This window comes from Achromobacter sp. HNDS-1, from assembly GCF_040084795.1.
GTDB classification, from domain to species: Bacteria; Pseudomonadota; Gammaproteobacteria; order Burkholderiales; family Burkholderiaceae_B; genus Achromobacter; species Achromobacter ruhlandii.
Map to the genome: position 1 here is coordinate 1,344,735 of NZ_CP157584.1, position 17,932 is coordinate 1,362,666.

The following is a 17,932-nucleotide window of genomic DNA, read 5'->3' on the forward strand; positions in this document are numbered from 1 at the left end:
TTTCATTGCAGTCCGTTCGCAATCCTCAGATCAAGGTCTTTTCGCCATTCAGTGGTTTGATCTAACGAGTCTTTCAGCATGACGGACACGCGATCAATACCAGGCATTAAATCCCCTGGGCCGTAATGATGATGGCGTGATGATGCCCGGTTCAAGAGGGAATTGACCCATCCCAAAGCATCATCAATCGCCAAATAAAAGCGGTGGCCTAGGCGGGACGTAAGCCTGGATCGTCCATCCTTAATCTTGTCGCGTACTGACGAGAGTTCGCCCTTCCAGACCGCGAGATCGGCATCTGACATTTGCCCGCCAGACTTGAAGACCATCGAGTAGTAGTCAATCAAATGCAGCAGCTCTCGCAGCCACATTTGCACCAGCTCGGCTTCCATGTGCTCAGCTAGCAAGGCCTGGGTCCTCAGTTGGCGCTGCGCTTTCGCTGTCTGCACCACTTGGTATCCAAGGGTTCCGACCGTACCGATCGCGGCAATCACTGTCCCTATCGCCGTGACTGCGTCCGACCACTTCACCGGGTCATAAGTCGCTGCGAAGCCTAGACCGCCCATCAAACCCACAAAGACCGCCCCAGCGATCCATAGCGTGTGCAACACGGATTTCTCCTCTAATTGATTTTGGGGACGGATGTTAATCGCTACTACGCCGAGCGCAAAATGATTACTACATTTCCCTCCCCCGAAGATCTTGGCCTCTCACCACTGCACGTTGTATCCGTATCGGGAGGAAAAGACAGCACCGCCACCCTACTGCTGGCCTTGGAACTGCACGGGCAGGAGAATGTCCGCGCTGTGTTTGCCGATAATGGCAACGAGCATGAACTGACCTATGACTACGTCCGGTATCTGGAAGCGGCTGTAGATATTCCGATCAAGTGGGTTCGGCGAGACTTCACCGAGCTGTGGTGGCCGCGCCGGGACTACGTGCGCGATGTGTGGCCCACCAAGGGGGTCGCGCAGGAGGTCGTAGATCGCGCCCTACGAGTGTTCGAGCGTGGCCCTACAGGAATCCCTTTCCTCGACCTCTGCATCATCAAGGCCCGCTTTCCGAGCCGCATGGCGCAGTTCTGCACCCACGAACTGAAGATCGTCCCAATCACCGAATATCTGGTGGATCTGCACGACTCCACCGGGCGCCAAGTCTGGTCCTGGCAAGGAGTCCGGATCGAGGAAAGCGCGGCCCGTCGCAACAAGCTGCAGGGGACGGGTGCATGCGTGCTCAGCTATAGCGAGATGGGCGGAGGCATCCACCACTATCGACCGATCCTCCGCTGGCCCTGGCAGGCCGTATTCGAAGCTCACGATGCCAAGGGCGTCCAACCGAACCCGCTGTATCGACAGGGGCGGCAGCGTGTCGGCTGCCTCTGTGTCAACTCGGGAAAGGACGAAATCCTGGCCTGGTCTCGCCGGGACATTACCCACATCGAGCGAATCGACGAATGGGAGGACATTGTTTCCGAGGTCAGCAAGCGCTCGAACGCCACCTTCTTCCCTGCCCCTGGCGACAACGACACCGCCCGAGAACGGGGCGGGATCTGGCAGAAGGTCGAGTGGGCGCGGACCAGTCGCGGCGGCCGGCAATTCTCCCTTCTTACTGATCTGGCCGAGCCGACAGCCTGCTCGTCGGAATACGGACTTTGCGAATAGGAATCCCATGACCAACCATAACAACGCCGCCCAGGCGGCCAACGAAAACCCGCTCAGCGATGAGTATGTCAATGAGATCATCCAGCGACACGGCTACGACAGCCCCGAGGCTGTCATGGCCCGCTTGGCGCAGTGGATTGGCCTTCACGGCGGCGAGAACGGCGTCACGCTGCTCATGTACGAAGCGCACAAGGCGCTGTCCAAGCTGCGCGGACCCGTAGGCCGGGAGGCGCAGCCGGCGGCCTACTTGACCTTGGACGAGGAAGGCTCGCCCACCATGCTGTTCTTCGATGTGGTCGAGGCGCGCAGCTACTGCGCACTCGGCGAAGAGCCGGAGCCGCTATACCGGTGCCCCGCTCCCGCTGCTGGCGATGCGCTAACCGCTGCCGCGCGCGATGTGCTGGCTGAGCGCCAGCGCCAGATCAGCGCCGAAGGCTGGACGCCGGAACAGGATGACCGATATACCCACGGCGACATGGCGAGCGCAGCAGCCTGCTACGCCAACCAGGGCCGCTACCACTTCCCCGAGCCGGGCAAGCCTGGACCGAACTGGCCCTGGGCCGCCGAATGGTGGAAGCCCTCGACGTATCGCCGCAATCTGGAGAAGGCCGGCGCACTGATCCTGGCCGAGATTGAACGCCTGGACCGCGCCGCCGCTATCACCGCACACAAAAGGGATGAGTAATGCGACGATTCCTTGTCAGCTGCTAGGTGCTGCCCCTGGCGACCCTTGTCTAAGCTGCCTTCAGCATCACCGCCTCGATCCAGCAGGCGCCGATCAAAGCTGGCCTCGGCCTGGCGCCCTGATATGTGCCTGCCGCCTTACCTGGCACACCTAGTGCAAGAGCTGTATTCTCACCTGCCCAGTGGAAGGACACCGGTCGGAGGTAAATGATGCAAAAGACAGTTAATGCTGGTTCCCTTGTGGGAGCCGAACCGCTTCGGATGTATGAGGCAGGCCTGCGCGTGGTGTGCCCCGTGTGCTCTGCAACGCTTCAGTCTATCCCCGCGGGAGTGACGCCAGGGCACGCCATATCCGGCCTCGTGTGTCCGACAGACCAACAGCACTATTTGCTGTATGGGGAAAGCGAGTCCGCCATGAAGAACATGCGCGCATTTCTGAAGGACCTTGCAGCAAAGGGTAAGTGATTCCGTTTTTCCATAATTGTGAACTCCATAGGCGCAACGGCCCATCTCCGCCTCAATCTGATCGGAACGCACTCGACAAGGCTGAATCCGGCCTTCCGGCCGCGATACGGCCGCTTCGGAGGCTTCGCAGCACCGTGGCCTGCCGGGTTTAGTCGTCCCGCCCGGCTGTGGCTTCGACGTGTTCCGGCAGATGCGCAGTTCGCCGAACGGTAAATACCGTTCTCACGCCCCCAATGCCCGCCCCACGCAGGCCACCGACAAGGATCAAACATGAGCGCCCTTTACCTACTCGCCCTGCCCGCGGCCATCGCTGTCGGCGCCGTCGCCGGCCTGGTGCTGTCTCCGCACCACACAAGGCGGCCCAGGGGCTGCCGCTGAGGGCAGCCGCCCCACCTTCACGAACACCCGCAAAGCCCGCACCTCGCGGGCTTTGCTTTGGAGGCGATATGCTGACACTTACCGAAAAGGAAATCGGCGAGATCACGGCTCGCCAGCGACGCCCGGCCCAGATGAAAGTCCTTAAGGCCCTAGGAATCCGCTACCAGGTCCGCCCAGATGGCTCCCTTCTCGTCTACCGCCGATATGTGGACAAGGGTCAGACCGATACAATCCCACCTCGGGAACCGCAAATGAGGCTGAGAAATGGGCCGACCCCGCAAATCTGACAAGCACTTGCCGCCGTGTGTCTACGAGAAGCACGGCGCGTACTACTACGTCAAGGCAGGGAAGTGGACGCGCCTGGCAGCCGATCTACCAACGGCTTTGGCGGAGTACGCCCGACGCTTCGACAATCCGCGTGGGGGCATGCCTGAGCTTGTAGAGAAGGTGCTAACCCACGTCTCGCCCAAGCTGTCTAAGAACACGATCCATCAGTACAAAATCGCGGCAGCGAGAATCAAGGATGCGTTTGCCGAGTTTGCCCCGGACCAAATACGCCCAAAGCATGTGGCCGCCCTGAAAATGGACATGGCCGACACCCCCAACATGGCAAACCGTGTGCTGTCATTCCTGAAAACGGTATTTGCGCACGCGGTTGAGTGGCAATTGGTCGATAGCAACCCATGTGTCGGTATTAGACGCCATGCCGAAGGCAAACGGCAGCGCTACATTACAGACGACGAGTACGCCGCCATTTACGCGAAGGCAAATCCCAGAATGCAGGTCATCATGGATTTGCTGTACCTTACAGGCCAACGCGTGGGGGACGTATTGGCGATCAAGCGCTCTGACATGAACGACGACGGTATCGCCTTTGATCAAGAGAAGACCGGAGCCAAGCTTCTAGTCCGCTGGACTCCCGAGCTACGAGATGCAATCGCGCGCGCCAATGCCCTAAATGGTAACGTTCTGGGCCAAACCCTGTTTCGCACCAGATCGCATGGCAAAAGTGCGCCTTCGTATGGCACCACCCGAGATAGGTGGCGTGAAGCTGTTGAAGCAGCTGGCGTCGAAGATGCCAACATCCACGACCTGCGGGCAAAGTCTTTGACTGATGCGAAGCGCCAAGGGAAGGACGCTCAGATGCTGGCTGGCCATACATCTCCGGCGATGACCGACCGATACATCCGGCTGCGTGAAATGCCTATTGTTGAAGGCCCAACGTTCAGCCGCCAAGCAAAGAAATCCGCCTGAGTTTTAGACTGTCTAATATAAGCATGTCGCAAGTCATTGATTCACAACATACTCCAATGATGCATAGGTACTCTTCATAGGGAATTTCCGGAGGTTTAAGGTGAACCTACGCCAAAATCTACGCTCACAAGCGGAATGGGGGTGACATACAGTAAAGTCTCGATATATTAGGAGACTTCGAATATGTCGCTTGCGGATCAGGCTGATCTTATAAAGTATCTCAACGCAACCCGAGCCAGGCAAAATTCGTTTTCGTTTGGCACGGTACGCGCAATCTTGAATGAAAAGTTCGGTGTCCCTACCGCTCAAGGTTGGGATCTTCTAATTCAGCGCTACCAAGCAATATCTCCGACCCACAAAGATCTTCAACCAGCTTTGGCCGGCGCCAAGGAAGCGCACAAAGCATCGATTCTTTATGGAAATCGAGCGTTGACTATCTTTGAGGTGCCTCACTCCGTCGCTGGTGTGATGCTTCGCACGTGCCAGAAGCTGGTCAACACTCAAAGCGTATTTGCAGCTTCCTATCCGTTCCCGGTTGACCGATCTACGCTTGAGCGGAGTAGTTGGAACGCTGAATTCGTCAAATTCGTGCGAAACACCGAAGACAATAGCGTTCGCCTCATAGCGTGTTCCAAGCGGGCGTATCGAGAACGAAAGACCATCGATGTAGGGTCGCTAACAGCCGCCGCATCGCAAGCCCTCGGATCATATGACGAGGTGATCGGAGTTACGTCTGGCTACGTGCAGGCCTATGACTCGGTTGTGATTCGACCCAGCGGTCGGATCGAGATCCATATCGACATGTGTTGCCCGATGCCACTCGCCGAAAGCGACATTATTCAATTCATGAAGTACTACATTGATGTATTGAACACGGCATTCCCCCCGCCTCCCAACCAACAAAAGCATCTATACCGTCCTCTGAATCTGTTCGGACTAGTACAGGCTTTCTACGATGACAATGACGGGAAGGTACGAAACCTGGGACACGCGACTGGAACCAACTCTGTAAAGCAAGAACGGATGCGAAACCGAAAGGATGATCTGCGACTAGAGCCGTTCCATCGAAAGGGCCTAGCGGCTATCGAGTCGACAGACCTATACTCCATTGAAAAAACATGGGGCGGGGAGCTAAGCTCAGTGTTCCCCTCCGTCACCCTTCCGGGCAAGTTCTCAATGGCAGGCGACATAGACGCGCGGATCGACTATGCCATTGTTGGAAACTGCTCGGGAAAAATCGACTTCGACCAAACAGTCGCGCGATTGCGCGAAACGTAATGAACCCTGCCGATGCCGAGGCCAGAATACGAGAGGATCTCGACTCGAATGTCGAGATCCTCTCCGCTTGCCTGTCCATCTTGAGTAGCATCACCCACGCTCAAGCGTGCGACCTGCGCAGGATCAGCTTCGCGGCTATCGGCAGGATGGCGGGACTTCAAAGCACCGAGGATAGTCTGCCGGTCATCACATACCTTACCGGCGATAGGCTTCCGATTCTTGAAGCTCAATTCTCATACATTGCCGACGACGAGGAAGAAATTATCCCCAATGAGGTAGTTCGCAACGTGATGGCAGGGGCGGACTTCTATTCACCTTGGACAGGTGAAGTAGTGCCGAATGCTCTCGATCATATTTACACCCACTTTGTTATCTCCGACAAAGCCAAGCAACTCATCGGTGCGGCGCGATGAGCATGGAGAATCTTCCTCTATCGAGTTTGAGGCTCCTGCCTGGAGGCAACAGACTGCTGGTACGTCTAACTGCTGATACCTACGATAGCTTTGTCAACGTGCTCCACGAAGATCTAGATGCTTGTTTCGAGCACTTGGAAGCGAACCGTGAGCTTCGGCAATCTGATAGCGAAGACCGCCTCACCGTAGAGATAGTGGGACAGCTGAAACAGCTGTTGGCTTACACCGTCACTCACGAATCGAAGGTCGGCGGCCACGTCGACATTCTCGTTTCTCGTCTGGGCTTTAGCTGGTTTGGTGAAGCGAAGATTCATTCTTCGTACAAGGTTCTGTACAAGGGATTCCAACAGTTGTGCACGCGATATGTGCCAGGGACTGCTAACGCCAATCGAGGCGGTGTCATCGTATATGTCAAGAAGGGAAATTGCGCTCGCGTAATGGCCAATTGGAGAGAGCGATTACAGGCACGACGCCCCGCGCTCGTCACTTCCCCCTGCGCGTCGCCGCGAGCCGACCACGCCTTTCACTCGCAACACAATCATGAAGGTTCGGGATCAGTCGTCTACGTTCGGCACATGGGAGTGGCTTTACATTTCTCGCCTCAAGACCGGGATATAGACTCCGAGTGACGGACTGCCCCCCGTTCCCCTGGTTAGGAGCGCACCATGTGCGGTCGCATCGTCCAGAAGTCCGGGCCGCTCGATTACGTCGAGCGCATCTTTCCCAACCCCCGCCGCGTCTTCGATGACCCGGCCGGCCCCCGCTACAACATCCCACCAGGCACGCGCCCCATAGCAATGCACAGGCTCGCGGGCGACTTCGAACTGGAGCGGCTGCCCTGGGGCTGGCGCCCCCACAATTCCAAGTACCTCATGTCAAATGCGAGGCTCGACAAGATCCTCGCCAACGCTTGGCCGTGGAAGCTGCTGACGGCCCGTGGCCGTATCCTGGTGCCGGCGGATGGCTGGTATGAATGGAAGCCCCTCGCCGATGGACCGAAGCCGCCCAAGCAGCCGTACTACATCCACGCCACCGACGATGCGCCCCTGTTCTTCGCCGGCCTGAGCAACTGGCGGCCGGAAGCGGAAAAGGACGAGGCCCACGGTTTCGCCATCGTCACCAACGACGCCGCTGGCGGCATGATCGACGTTCACGACCGCCGGCCAGTCGCGCTGCCCGCCGACCTGGCCATCCACTGGATGGACCCGGAATTTCCCACCACGCAGGCGGTTCAGCTGCTGGAGCATGGTCTCCCGGAAACAGCCTTTACCTGGCACCCCGTGCGGCAAGAGGTCGGGAACTCAAAATACCAACTGCCCGACGCCATTGAGCCTGTGCCGCCTATGCCGCAGGCTTGACCTTGTCGTACAGAGTGATCGCAGCAGCCAGGGACGGCTCCATGCCGTGGCGCGTGCCGTTCACCGCCCAGACCTCGTACTGCCAGCGGTTCTGCGCGAACACCTTGCAGATCGTCCAGCCTCCTGGCCCCGCCCAGTAGTACTCATCCCTCTGCTGCCAGTCCGTCACATCCGCCATGTTCCGTCCCCTAAAGGGCAAAATCGGGGCCTAATTGCACCGCTTTGAGGGCGAATTATACTGGATATATGTACAGTATTTTCGAGCAGATCGTGCAATTTCAGTGCAGCGTCCTACGCACACACCACCTCGGCGAACGCCGCCGCGACAACGATCCAGGCCAGCCCGTCGTGGGCACGGTCCGGATGTACTCCATGCTTCACAAAGGCCTGAATCGGCATGTCCCGCGCATGACTATGGATGCGCTAGCGAAGTTCGGCGCCACGGTACCTAGCGCCATCCCCGATCTACTGGAACCCCAACTCCTAACCTTCGCGTCAGACCGCGGCATGATGGTGGTCGGCTTTGAGGAAATCGCCGGCGTGCGCTACTACCAGGGCTGGTGGATGCAATGGGTCAACGAGTAGAACCTCGACGACCCTTGCAGAGTTTCGCCCAGGTCGCATTGCGATCCAGGATCTGGCGCGTGATCGGCCGCGGCGTCTGATCAACCTGCGCGGCCGAATCGAAGTAGATCGGCCGCGCGTGATCGCAATATTCAATCCCCACCCTGGCCGGAACGGCGCACCCAGTCAGACTTGAGCCGATCAGAAACGGCGTCATCGTCCATACGGGCCACTTCATCCTCCACATTGCGCACCTCCTGGCGGGCTTTCGCCGCCTGTTCGTTGATTCGGTCGTTACGCTCCTGGCGCTCATCCGCCCGGCCTGCGCTGCGCCCGCGCAGGTAGACCAACACGACCGCGACAACCGCCGCCGCCGCGGCGACGAAGTAGCCCCATATCCGTTGAATGAATGCGGGCATGGTCAGACCTCCACGACGGTCATGGCCTGGGCATACAGCGCCGGCCAGGATTTCGGATGCGGCTTTCCGGGCCGCCAGGTGCGCAGATACAGCGACCATCCCGCGTCAGCGTCGCCAATAGCCGGCAGCGCCTTGGGATCGGTCCACAGCAGCAGCCGCGCCACTCCGGCCGCCAGCACGTCGTCATACTCCAGCGCCGAGTAGATCGCGTCCGGGTCACAAGCCACACTGCGGGCCTTGCACAAGGCCGCCAAGTGGCCCTTGCTCGCCGCGTGCAGGAACACGCCCCACACGCCGCCACGGCTCGCGCGGGTGCCCTTCTCGAACTGCCAGAACCCCCGCGCCGGCCCGCCGATCTGCTGGCGGTGCGTGAATCGACTTTCCTGCAGGCCAATCGCCAGCAGCATGACGCGCGCCGCCGGCGTGTCCATGCGCGTCGGCAGCAGCGCGAGCGCAGGGCTGACGGCGGTATCGATGATCTTCTTCAGATCCATGGCTCAGCCCTCCCCGCCCGACCGCAGGCCCAGGAGCTTGGCCCGTACCTCGGCGAGCCACTGCAAAAGCCCCTTTTGCCGCATGCTCGCCATCCAGCGCATGTAGGCGCCCAACACCCACCAGGCCGGCAAGCCGGCCAGCAACATGCTCGGCCCCAGCACATAGAACTTGGCCAGCAGCGCGTCGTCGCTGCCGGCGCCGTGCTGCGCCAGCCACGTCATGGCCTCCATCAACCCGGGCTTCCAGGCGATGACCGCCCCGGCCAGCGCAGGGCCGAACATGAACGAACATGCGACCGTGCAGATGGTGCGTACCGTGAACTCGCGGCCGGTACGCGGGGGCATGATGAGTAGCCCCAGAATCGCTGCGATTGCCGCCGGCACACCGTAGGCCATGGCGACCTTCACCGCCGCCAGCCCTCCCAGACCTTCCAGGCCCTTCAGGGCCGCCAAGCCACCCAATCCCGTGGAACTCGGTTCCATAATTTCCCTGCTCCTGTTGACGGTGTGCATGATTGCCTCTCCCGTATGGACGAAAAAAAGCCCGCCGAAGCGGGCACACAACCTTTAGGGGATTGCCTGACGTTATGCCTTCAAGGCGGCCGCCAAGCGAAAAAGATCATCCAGCTTGGCCTGAGAAAGCCCCAGCACGTCCGCCGAGGCGTTGAGCATGGCACTAGACCGCTCGAAGACCTGCAACTGTTCCCAGGCGCGACGGTAGTACGCCGGGGTGGTCGACTCATTCAACAATTCTTCGAACGCATCCAACAACGTCCATCCGGGGCTTCCTTCCCTGGCAAAGCGGGTCATGAGCATTGCTTCCCGCCCCTGGTAACGCGAAACTGATGCGGGCACTTCGGGAAGAACTTCCACCCATTCCCCGCCTTCCGCGGCAATGAACCCGTCTCCCGGCCGTTCACCTTTCATCTCGATCCAACCGCTGGGGCATTCGCCCCCAACCTGTTGTAGACCGTCACCAACCATCGCATAAATGTGCATGTGGATTACCCCTTGCATTTCCAGACCAGAACACGACTCTGCACCGGACTCAACAACGTGCCGGCGGTGGCTTGTCCAGCCCCGTCGGGGCTTGCCGTAATTCCACGCACCCCGGTCCGCACAATGATGTTCCCGCGGTCCAATTGGCTGGCGCGCGTTCCGTAGGACTCGGACGGCTGGGTAAACCAGCCAGTACTACTCCACCCATCAGAGAACTTCAGCTGGGCTTCGCAAATAACAAAGGAGCCGGGAAACGGATTCGCCAGCACGTACCTGGTGTTGACCGCAACCGACGCCGGCGCAGCTTCGGTTCCGCCATTGGGATAAATGATCGTGAATGCGAGCTGCGTTTGAAGCGCGGCATTGAGCGCAGCATAGTCGGTTGCCAACTGAGCCGCGTCCGCAGCACCGGGATTGGTGACGGTGCCGAACGCCTGGATGGTCCAGACGCCAGAGACGCTTAGTGGGCGCGTCTCGCCTGCGGTACGGGCGACCCGGGATGCATCAAAGCTGAAGCTATACGATGAGCCGGACGCGCCAGACCCATACACCCCAACCCCACCATGAGATATTTGCAGTGCCCCCTCTCCGGCAGCCATCGCCCCGGGCATGACCGAATACAGCACCCGGCCGGTGATATTCTGCAACGCATCGCGCTGGAGAAGCCCGTTGACCCCGCTCGACAATGCCCCATCACCGCGCTGGAACACGGCCCCGATGGCGCCTGAGGATTGCCCATTGAAATCCGGTAGGCGGATGGTGCTGGAACCGTCGCCGACTGTGTAGCTGCCGCGCTTGAGCGGGTCTGCTAGCCAGTCCGCCTCGGTCACTACCGGCACCTTGCCAGTCGTCACCATGGCCGCCAAGTCGGGAAAGGTGGCCCGGCTGACGGTCTGACCGTCCGCAGGGATCTGGCCGGCCGGGATGGACGAGCGCAGCGGCCACCAAGCCACCGCCCCCACCGGGACATCGGAGTGAACACGATAACGCCCCGTCGCCCCGTCCCACTCAGCATTACCCTGGCCGACGATGTAGATGGGGCCCACGTTCTGCGGTGGCACGTTGGCAGGCATGTAGACGGGGAGACCTGCCCCAATAGCGGCCAGTTGGGCATAGTGCTTCGCCGAGAAGCCGTCTCCCTCCACTGGCGCGCCCATCTTCGTAGCCCACTGCTGCGCCAGCTGCGCGCTTGCGCCGGCCTCGCCTGCCTTCTGGGCTGCCGCCTGCCGCGAGAGATCCGCATTCACGGCGGATTGGTTCGCTTGGCCCTTGCTCTCGGCAGCCGCATCCCGGCTCAGTGCCGCTGCGGCAGCATCCTGATCAACAGTCGCCGCCGCCTCGTTCACGTGCTCCTGCAAAGCGTTGGCCTCGATGGCGAATCGCGGCAACGCAGCCATAAAGGCGTCCGCCCGCTCCGGAAAATTCTCCGGATCGCTTCGACTGGGCGGGGTAGGCAAGCTCGTAATTGCCATATCAAGTAAGTCCTTCAATTTCGAGGTTGCAGAACTTCACCATCGGATATGCGATATCGATGGAAAAGTCCCGATAAAAGCCGTAGACCGTCAAGGGGCCATAGCCCTCGGCGTCCGTGCCGATCCAAACGCAGGGAGTGGCGCGCAGGCCGGACAGCAGTCGATAGACCGCCGCAAAGCGCGCTCCCTCAAGCCATAGACGCTGCGACATGCGGCGCGAGAATCGGCGCTTGCGAAACGTAGTCACGCCGGTCTCCGACGTTTCTTTGCGGCTGTAGTCGACAATGCCCGCGCTGCCGCCGTATTCCGCCTCGCCGATGAAATAGGCGGTCCCGCACACCATGGCCCCGCACGCGGCCTGCGCCTGCGGAGCGAAGATGGAAACGTCCAGGTGCAGGCTGCCATAGGCCGGCAAGTCGGTAAGGACAAGCTCCGTCAGAGGCGAGAACGGCTCGAAGAAGTACTCGTACCAGTTGGTCACTATCGACCCTTCCAGCACGCGTTCGGTGTCGTAGAGAACCGGCCCATCCAAACCGTCGCGCCCGATGACACGAACCCTCGTTCCGATGAGTTCCAACAGTGCCAGGCTATTGACCAGGCCAGGCCGCACCACCACACGCAGCGGGCTGTCGCCAATCGTCTGCGTGCTGACCTCGCTATCGAACATCGCCCATCGGTTGGTAGGCCCGGCCAGCGCCCAGTACAGCGGCGCCGCCCCCGGCGTGTTGCCTTTGTTCGGCGTCTGGACGCACTCGTACACCTTGGACTCGTACACCACCCGCTGCCCCATCGTGTAATCGGTCGTGGGGCTGTAGGCGGGGTACTCTTCTTCGGAGACGCTGGACGAAACCAACTGATCGCGGCCTATGGAAACAGGCTTGATTACTTTCATCCGTTCGTGACCTCCACACGTAGAGCCTCAACACCATCCGGCCGGACAACCAGCCCATCGGCCTCGATGCGGTCCAACTGCCGCGCCGTTTTGCCAGTATTGCTGGCCGTCGCCCGCGCTTCGATGCGCAAGTTCTCGACCTCTTCCCGCAGGCGCTGTTGCTCTTGCAGGAGAGCCCGCAGCAGCACCAGCACCTGGCTGTCGTCGCCGCCCGCCAGGATGGCGCGCGTCTGATCGGCGTTGAAGATCCGAGACGGCCCGGTAACCTCCAACTCCGGCCCGTTCTCGCCAACCAACCGCAGGCCGCCAGTGTGGAAACCACCTTTGGCAAATGCGGCAACAGCCCGGCCGGTCAAGGCATTTACCACTTGCCGCAATCCGTTCACCGTCGCATCGCGTGCGGCGTTGATCGCGTTGGTCAACACCTGATCACCCGACAGCGCGGACTTCTCCAGTTCCAGCAGCTTGGCGTCGATCTCGGCCAGCAAGTCCAGGCTTTGCTTCTGGTAGTCCTTCGGCGCCACAGCATCCATGCGCCCTGCCACCGCCTCGGCGCGAGCCAAGGCTGTGGCGATGAACGCCTGATACTGCTCATCCGAAGAAAACGCCCCCTTCGCTGCCTCCAGCATGGGCAGCATCAGGTTGTTCAACTCGTCGGCATAGCCGGCAAGTTCCTCCCCATCCGCACCCATGGCCTTGGCATACGCCTTGGCATAGTCCGCTTGCAAGTTGGCGAACTGATCTTCCGGCGACAACTGGCTGACGCGGTAGTCCTTCACCGTCTTGCGCAGGCCCTTGGCTCCCTCCGCGAGCAAGTTCGCCAGCGCCTTCTGGGCTTCGTAATACCGCAGCGTCTCCGCGCGAAGCTCGCCCAGCTTGCCCACCGACTTGCTGGCATCCAGGGCGAACTTCTGCAAGGCATCCGCGTAGGCCGTCTGCTCCGTGCGCGCCTTGTTCGCGGCTTCGGTCGCCACGGCTTGAGCGCTGGCGGCCTCGGTCACGGCCGAGGCATAGGCGGCCTGTAGCCGGCTTACCTCTGCGGCACTGGGCGCCGCAGCTGCGGCAGCCTGGGCGGCCGCCAGCGCGGCCTGGGCCTGCGCAAGCGCCTGCTGGGCGGCCGGAAGCTGCGCCTGGGCCACCGAACGCGCCGCGTCCAGTTCCTTCCAGTTCTTTTTCTTGTACGGAACCGTCTTGGGCGCGTAGATATCCCAGTTCAGCTTGTCCAGCCACGCCTGGGCGTCACTGGCCCGCTGCTGGGCCGCGTCAAGATTGCCGGTCGCGGTATCGTGAGATGCCTTGACCGAGTTGTAAGACTGCTCCGCAGCATTTCGCGCGCTCAGCTTCTGGGCCAGAACCGAATCGGCGTAGTTCAATTGCGCGCCGGCCGCCACCAGCCCAGCGTTGCTGAGCAAGGCGGTAGCGATTTCCTGTATTCCCTTTCGGATCGCCTCGGGCGACATGGCCCCGGGGTCCAGCACCTGCTGTGCAGCCTGACGAACCGCGATTCGCTCATTGGCGATGCTGTCCAGCAGCGACCGCATGCGGGTGGCCAACTGCTCAAAGGCGGCGGTCAGGGTAGCCACGAATACGTCGGTATCTACCTTTTCCAGCGCCCCGGCCAGCCCCTCAAAGTCGATGACCGTTCCGCCGATGGTGCTCCGCAATACCTCCATCTGGTCCACCAGCGACAAACTGGCTTCCTGCGCCCCCGAAAGAGAGCCGTCCAAACGAGTGTTGGATACACTGAAATCGAGCAAGCCCGAGTCCAGATCCAGGAAGAGGCGCGATATCTGCCCCGTCGACGTGCCGACCTGGGTCAGCGAGTCGGCGAGCAACATCGCCTTCAGCGCCGCCCCGTCCAAGGCGCCAGCGAGCGCACCACGGCCCGTGAACGCCTCCAGCAGCTTGCCGGAGGCCTCCTGGCCCCGGCGCGTGGTGGCCTCCATGACCGCGGCGAACTCCGGCGCGATAGCCAGGAGCGCCACGTAGGCTTTGCGGCCGGCATCGGTCGTCAGATCGAGCGCCGACACCATCCCGCGCAGTTCCTCCATGGTATTGGGCAGGGCCATGTTGACGCCCTTCAGTGAATCGGCCATATCGGCCAGGCTCAACTTCGCCCGCTCAGCCTCCGAGTAGTACAGCTGGTAATACTGGGCGGTCGCCTGGCTCATCGCGTCGATACTGCCGAAGGCATCCACCAACTTGGAAGCGGTGGCCGCGCCAGAAACCGACACGTCGTAGAGCTTCAAGTCCAGCAATTTGAGCGCACGATTCGCCGCCCCCAGGTTTGCCCCCAGGCGCTGCAACGTGGCCGAGGCGGTCTCGTTCTCCTTGGAAAAGTCGGCGATGTTCGGCACCAGCGAGCGGACCATGTTCTCGCCGATGTTCGCCAGCGCCTCATCCAGAAGCTTCTGGTTTTCCTCCTGGTCCTTGGTCAGTTTGATCCGGAACTGATCGCTGTAGGTGGCAAGCGACGATGCCGACACCCCGACCGCTTCCGCAAGCCCGGCCGCGTTCGTCTTCATCTGCTCGAACGCGGCGCCAACGTCGCTGAGAAAGTCGTTGTCCAGCGCGCCAATCTGCGTCCCGGTGCGGTTGCTGCGGAACCATCCTCCCTTTTGCTTCCAGGGCGTGCTGGTATACCCGTTGAAGCCGAGCGAGTTGAAATCGCCCACCATGGTGGTATCGCCATACTGCTTGGGGCCTCGGCCAAAGGCGCGCGCGATGATCGCCGAGCCGGAGAGCATGGAAGCCCACTCCCCGCTCACCCCTACAGCGCGCAACGCCTTATCCGTCCACAGCGACGGGCCGGTAATGGGGTTGTACTTGGCAATCGGCGCCATGGTGCCGTTGCCAGGATCCCAACCCGCTCGGAACAGCGAGCGATTGACCATCATCCCCGCGGCGATCCAGCCTGCTACTGGGATCGCGCTCGCCATCATGGACCCTGCAGCAGCAGCCGAACTACCGGCGGTCGTGGGGCCGGCAAGGCCGGCCGCCAAGCTCGCCCCCTGGCCTGTCATCCCCAGGGCGAAGTGCTGCGCCGCCGAGGATCCAATTGCGCTGCCGATTGACGAAATGCCCGAGGCCAGCGTGGCAGTGAAGCCCCCCGTCAGAGCGCTATAGGCGGTGCGGGCCACACTCAAGGCGTTCATCAAGCTCAGGCCACCGCCGACCGCGCCTTGAGCGCCCGCCGCACCGCCCAAGACTCCACCGCCCGCATTGCCGCCCATGACGCCGGCCAGGTTGCCGACGATGGTCGCCACGAACGGCTGCGCGAACATCCGATAGATCTGGTCGGCAACTGTGGTCTTGAACGTCGTGACAAGCGACTTCGTGAACGACTTCCAACCGTCCTTGCCATTGTTCATCATGTCGGCAAAGCCCTGGCGGAACACGTCGCCGTACTTGTCCACGGTGCGCTCCCAGTCGCGCGCCATTTCGTCCGTGGCCTTCTTCTGGGCGTCCTTGATATCCTTCTGCCGGATCGCCGCGCCCAGGCGCTTGCGCGCATCGATTTCCTTCTCGATGAGTTCGACTTCCCGCTCGGAGCCGTCAAACCCTTGGAGCGCGGCCTTACGTTCCTCCAGGCGCGCGATCGTCAGCTGCTCCAGCGCGGCTTTGCTCAGGCCATAGGTGGCGACCTGGTCTTCAACGCTTTGCGCTTCTTGGGCAATCTTGGCTACGCCGTCCTCCAGGCTGGCGAAGTACTTCTCGCGGGATTCCTGAAAAGCCTTCGTCTCCGCGTTGGCACGCATCAACGCCCCCGCCTCGGTCGCCAGCGCCTTGGTACGCTCCAGGCTGGCCCGTACGTGGGACTTGAGGGTGCCCTTGAGCAGTTCGCCGATTTCCGCCGAACGCCGCTCGTACTCGTTCAGCTTGCTCGTGTGCAAGCCGCGCTGGTCCAGTTCGACCGCCAGCGCCTTCTCTTCCGCGATCCGGGCGCGCAGCCGGGCAATTTCCGACTCGGCGCCGGACGGCCCCTTGCCTGCATCCTTATCCTCAAACTGCTTGTCGATATCGGCCAGCTTGATCTTGTGGGCGGCGTAGACCTTGCGATACTCGTCCGTTCCTTCCTTCAGGCCCTCCACCGCCTTGCGGAATGCCGCCGCCTCCTTCTCGATGGCGCGCTGGCGCTGTTGCGGCTTCGTATTGCGGCTGTCGTCGTCCAGATAGTCGGCGCGAAACTGCGTCTGGTCCAGCGCCTTGCGGCGGTCCCGCTCGGCTTGCGCCTTGCCCTGGGCCTCGAAATACTCGCGCTCCAGCCGTTCCTGTTCGGTCGCGGCCGCCTTGATAAGTTCGGCCATGTTGCCGGTGGCGCCACCGCGCGCCAGCCGGGCCTGGAGCTTGCTTTCCAGCGCCTGGACGGTAGCCGCCTGCTTGGTGATGCGCTCTTCGAGCGTGCCGGCGCGGCCGATATCGAGCATCGCGTCCCAGGCGCCTCGCGCGGTGTCGCTCACCCCTTTCCAGGCGCGCTCCAGCACCCCGAGATTCTGGGACAACTTCGGTGCGCGGTCGTTGAGCGCATCGGCATAGGCACGCTGGGCCACGCTCGCCGCCTCGGCGGTCTTGCCCTGCCGCTCCAGCGCGCGGATCTGCTCATACGTCGTCGCGGTCAGAAAGTTCATACCCTCATTGAGCTTGAGGGCCGCTTCCAGCGGCGATTTCCCAAGCTCGACGAAGTTCTGCACCGTATCCGCCACGGCGGCGCCCGTAACCTTCTCCCAGCGCACCGCAGCCGCGGTGAATTGCTCCATGTTCTCGGCGCCGACCTTTGCCGAACTGGCAAAGAGGTTGAGCGCATCGGCCGCCTTGCCCTGCGTGCCCACCACATCGCCCACTCGGCGGGCCATGTCCTGCAGCTGGCCGGCCGTCACGCCCGCCACCCCGCCCGTTTGAATGACGGTCCGGTTAAATGCCTGGGATTCGTCTACCCCTTTCAGGTAGGCCGCCCCCAGGAAGGCCACCGCACCGGCGGCCAGCGTGAACGGATTGACCAAGCCGGCGATGTAGCTGCCCATCGCTCGCGCTGCGGGGCCAAGGCCACCAAACATGTCCTTCAGCTGGCCGCCCTGCTGCATCAGCACCGTCATGGGACGCTGGCCGCCCTGCAACGACACGATAATGTCGGTGAACTGGGCAGGCAGCCCGCGCATTGCCGCAGCGGTGGCCTTGGCCGACATTCCCATTTGCTCGACTGCCGGCGCGGTGCCCTGGATCGCGGCCTTGGCCTCGGCCTGCTTGCGCGTCACAGCCTCCAGCTGGTCCAGATAGGGCTTCAGCTGATTGGCGTCGATGCCGCGCTGCTTCGCCAGTTCCACATAATAGGAGGCTGTCCCGCGCGCACCCGCGCCGGTCACGGCGATCTGGCGCTCAATCTGGTTCACCAGACTTTGCGTGGCGCGTTCCAGCTTGCGGCCTGCCTGCGTGCCCTCTTCGGCCGCCTTGGTCATCCCTTGCGACGCATCACGCCCCAACGCCGCGAGGGACTTCTTGGCTTTGCCGGTTTCTTGCGTCACCTCGGCCATGGCCGCAGTCAGTCCGGACGCGTCACCATCAACCCGGATAACACTTCTGGTCAACTCATCAGTCATGACACGTTCC

The 17,932-nt window shown here is 61.5% G+C and carries 17 protein-coding genes; 8 read left to right on the top strand and 9 right to left on the bottom strand.

What is annotated here, in order from left to right; all coding sequences use genetic code 11:
- Positions 1 to 2: 2 nt before the first annotated feature.
- On the bottom strand, positions 3 to 608 hold the full coding sequence (locus ABFG95_RS05930; RefSeq protein ID WP_278992668.1) for a hypothetical protein: 606 nt from the start codon (positions 606 to 608) through the stop codon (positions 3 to 5).
- A 60-nt stretch (positions 609 to 668) separates the two neighbouring features.
- On the opposite strand from ABFG95_RS05930, the gene ABFG95_RS05935 reads away from it, so the two are divergent.
- The 7 genes from ABFG95_RS05935 to ABFG95_RS05965 all read left to right on the top strand — a co-directional run bounded on the left by ABFG95_RS05935 (position 669) and on the right by ABFG95_RS05965 (position 7,488).
- Complete coding sequence (locus tag ABFG95_RS05935; RefSeq protein ID WP_278992669.1) at positions 669 to 1,658, top strand: phosphoadenosine phosphosulfate reductase family protein; 990 nt, start codon at positions 669 to 671, stop codon at positions 1,656 to 1,658.
- A 7-nt stretch (positions 1,659 to 1,665) separates the two neighbouring features.
- Positions 1,666 to 2,343 (top strand): hypothetical protein, encoded by a 678-nt coding sequence (locus tag ABFG95_RS05940; RefSeq protein WP_278992670.1) that lies wholly within the window; start codon positions 1,666 to 1,668, stop codon positions 2,341 to 2,343.
- A 910-nt stretch (positions 2,344 to 3,253) separates the two neighbouring features.
- Positions 3,254 to 3,472, top strand: coding sequence for a DUF4224 domain-containing protein (locus ABFG95_RS05945; RefSeq protein WP_278992671.1), 219 nt, complete (start codon positions 3,254 to 3,256; stop codon positions 3,470 to 3,472).
- Between the two features lie 139 nt (positions 3,473 to 3,611).
- Positions 3,612 to 4,439, top strand: a complete 828-nt coding sequence (locus ABFG95_RS05950) for a tyrosine-type recombinase/integrase (protein WP_348995566.1) — start codon at positions 3,612 to 3,614, stop codon at positions 4,437 to 4,439.
- Between the two features lie 183 nt (positions 4,440 to 4,622).
- A complete protein-coding gene (locus tag ABFG95_RS05955) occupies positions 4,623 to 5,717 on the top strand; it encodes a hypothetical protein (RefSeq protein ID WP_348995567.1) in 1,095 nt (364 codons plus the stop codon).
- Positions 5,717 to 6,130: a hypothetical protein gene (locus ABFG95_RS05960; RefSeq protein ID WP_348995568.1), complete on the top strand. Its 414-nt coding sequence runs from the start codon at positions 5,717 to 5,719 to the stop codon at positions 6,128 to 6,130. The genes ABFG95_RS05955 and ABFG95_RS05960 overlap by 1 nt, the downstream gene beginning before the upstream one ends.
- Positions 6,131 to 6,795: 665 nt before the next feature.
- Entirely contained in the window at positions 6,796 to 7,488 is a 693-nt protein-coding gene (locus ABFG95_RS05965) for an SOS response-associated peptidase (RefSeq protein ID WP_348995569.1), read from the top strand.
- On the opposite strand, the gene ABFG95_RS05970 is transcribed toward ABFG95_RS05965, so the two are convergent.
- A complete protein-coding gene (locus ABFG95_RS05970; RefSeq protein WP_263899084.1) occupies positions 7,472 to 7,666 on the bottom strand; it encodes a hypothetical protein in 195 nt (64 codons plus the stop codon). The two genes, ABFG95_RS05965 and ABFG95_RS05970, sit on opposite strands and share 17 nt — an antisense overlap.
- Before the next feature lie 236 nt (positions 7,667 to 7,902).
- Between ABFG95_RS05970 and ABFG95_RS05975 the strand changes: the two genes are divergently transcribed.
- Positions 7,903 to 8,073 (top strand): hypothetical protein, encoded by a 171-nt coding sequence (locus ABFG95_RS05975; RefSeq protein WP_238910296.1) that lies wholly within the window; start codon positions 7,903 to 7,905, stop codon positions 8,071 to 8,073.
- A 131-nt stretch (positions 8,074 to 8,204) separates the two neighbouring features.
- On the opposite strand, the gene ABFG95_RS05980 is transcribed toward ABFG95_RS05975, so the two are convergent.
- The 7 genes from ABFG95_RS05980 to ABFG95_RS06010 all read right to left on the bottom strand — a co-directional run bounded on the left by ABFG95_RS05980 (position 8,205) and on the right by ABFG95_RS06010 (position 17,922).
- Positions 8,205 to 8,471: a hypothetical protein gene (locus ABFG95_RS05980; protein ID WP_348995570.1), complete on the bottom strand. Its 267-nt coding sequence runs from the start codon at positions 8,469 to 8,471 to the stop codon at positions 8,205 to 8,207.
- Positions 8,472 to 8,473: 2 nt separating this feature from the next.
- Positions 8,474 to 8,965 (bottom strand): hypothetical protein, encoded by a 492-nt coding sequence (locus ABFG95_RS05985; RefSeq protein WP_348995571.1) that lies wholly within the window; start codon positions 8,963 to 8,965, stop codon positions 8,474 to 8,476.
- 3 nt (positions 8,966 to 8,968) lie between these two features.
- Positions 8,969 to 9,478: a hypothetical protein gene (locus ABFG95_RS05990; RefSeq protein WP_223308629.1), complete on the bottom strand. Its 510-nt coding sequence runs from the start codon at positions 9,476 to 9,478 to the stop codon at positions 8,969 to 8,971.
- Between the two features lie 72 nt (positions 9,479 to 9,550).
- Positions 9,551 to 9,964, bottom strand: a complete 414-nt coding sequence (locus ABFG95_RS05995) for a hypothetical protein (protein ID WP_348995572.1) — start codon at positions 9,962 to 9,964, stop codon at positions 9,551 to 9,553.
- Between the two features lie 5 nt (positions 9,965 to 9,969).
- A complete protein-coding gene (locus ABFG95_RS06000; protein WP_348995573.1) occupies positions 9,970 to 11,436 on the bottom strand; it encodes a phage tail protein in 1,467 nt (488 codons plus the stop codon).
- Between the two features lies 1 nt (position 11,437).
- Positions 11,438 to 12,328, bottom strand: coding sequence for a hypothetical protein (locus ABFG95_RS06005; protein WP_348995574.1), 891 nt, complete (start codon positions 12,326 to 12,328; stop codon positions 11,438 to 11,440).
- Positions 12,325 to 17,922, bottom strand: coding sequence for a phage tail length tape measure family protein (locus tag ABFG95_RS06010; protein WP_348995575.1), 5,598 nt, complete (start codon positions 17,920 to 17,922; stop codon positions 12,325 to 12,327). The genes ABFG95_RS06005 and ABFG95_RS06010 overlap by 4 nt, the downstream gene beginning before the upstream one ends.
- Positions 17,923 to 17,932: the final 10 nt, after the last annotated feature.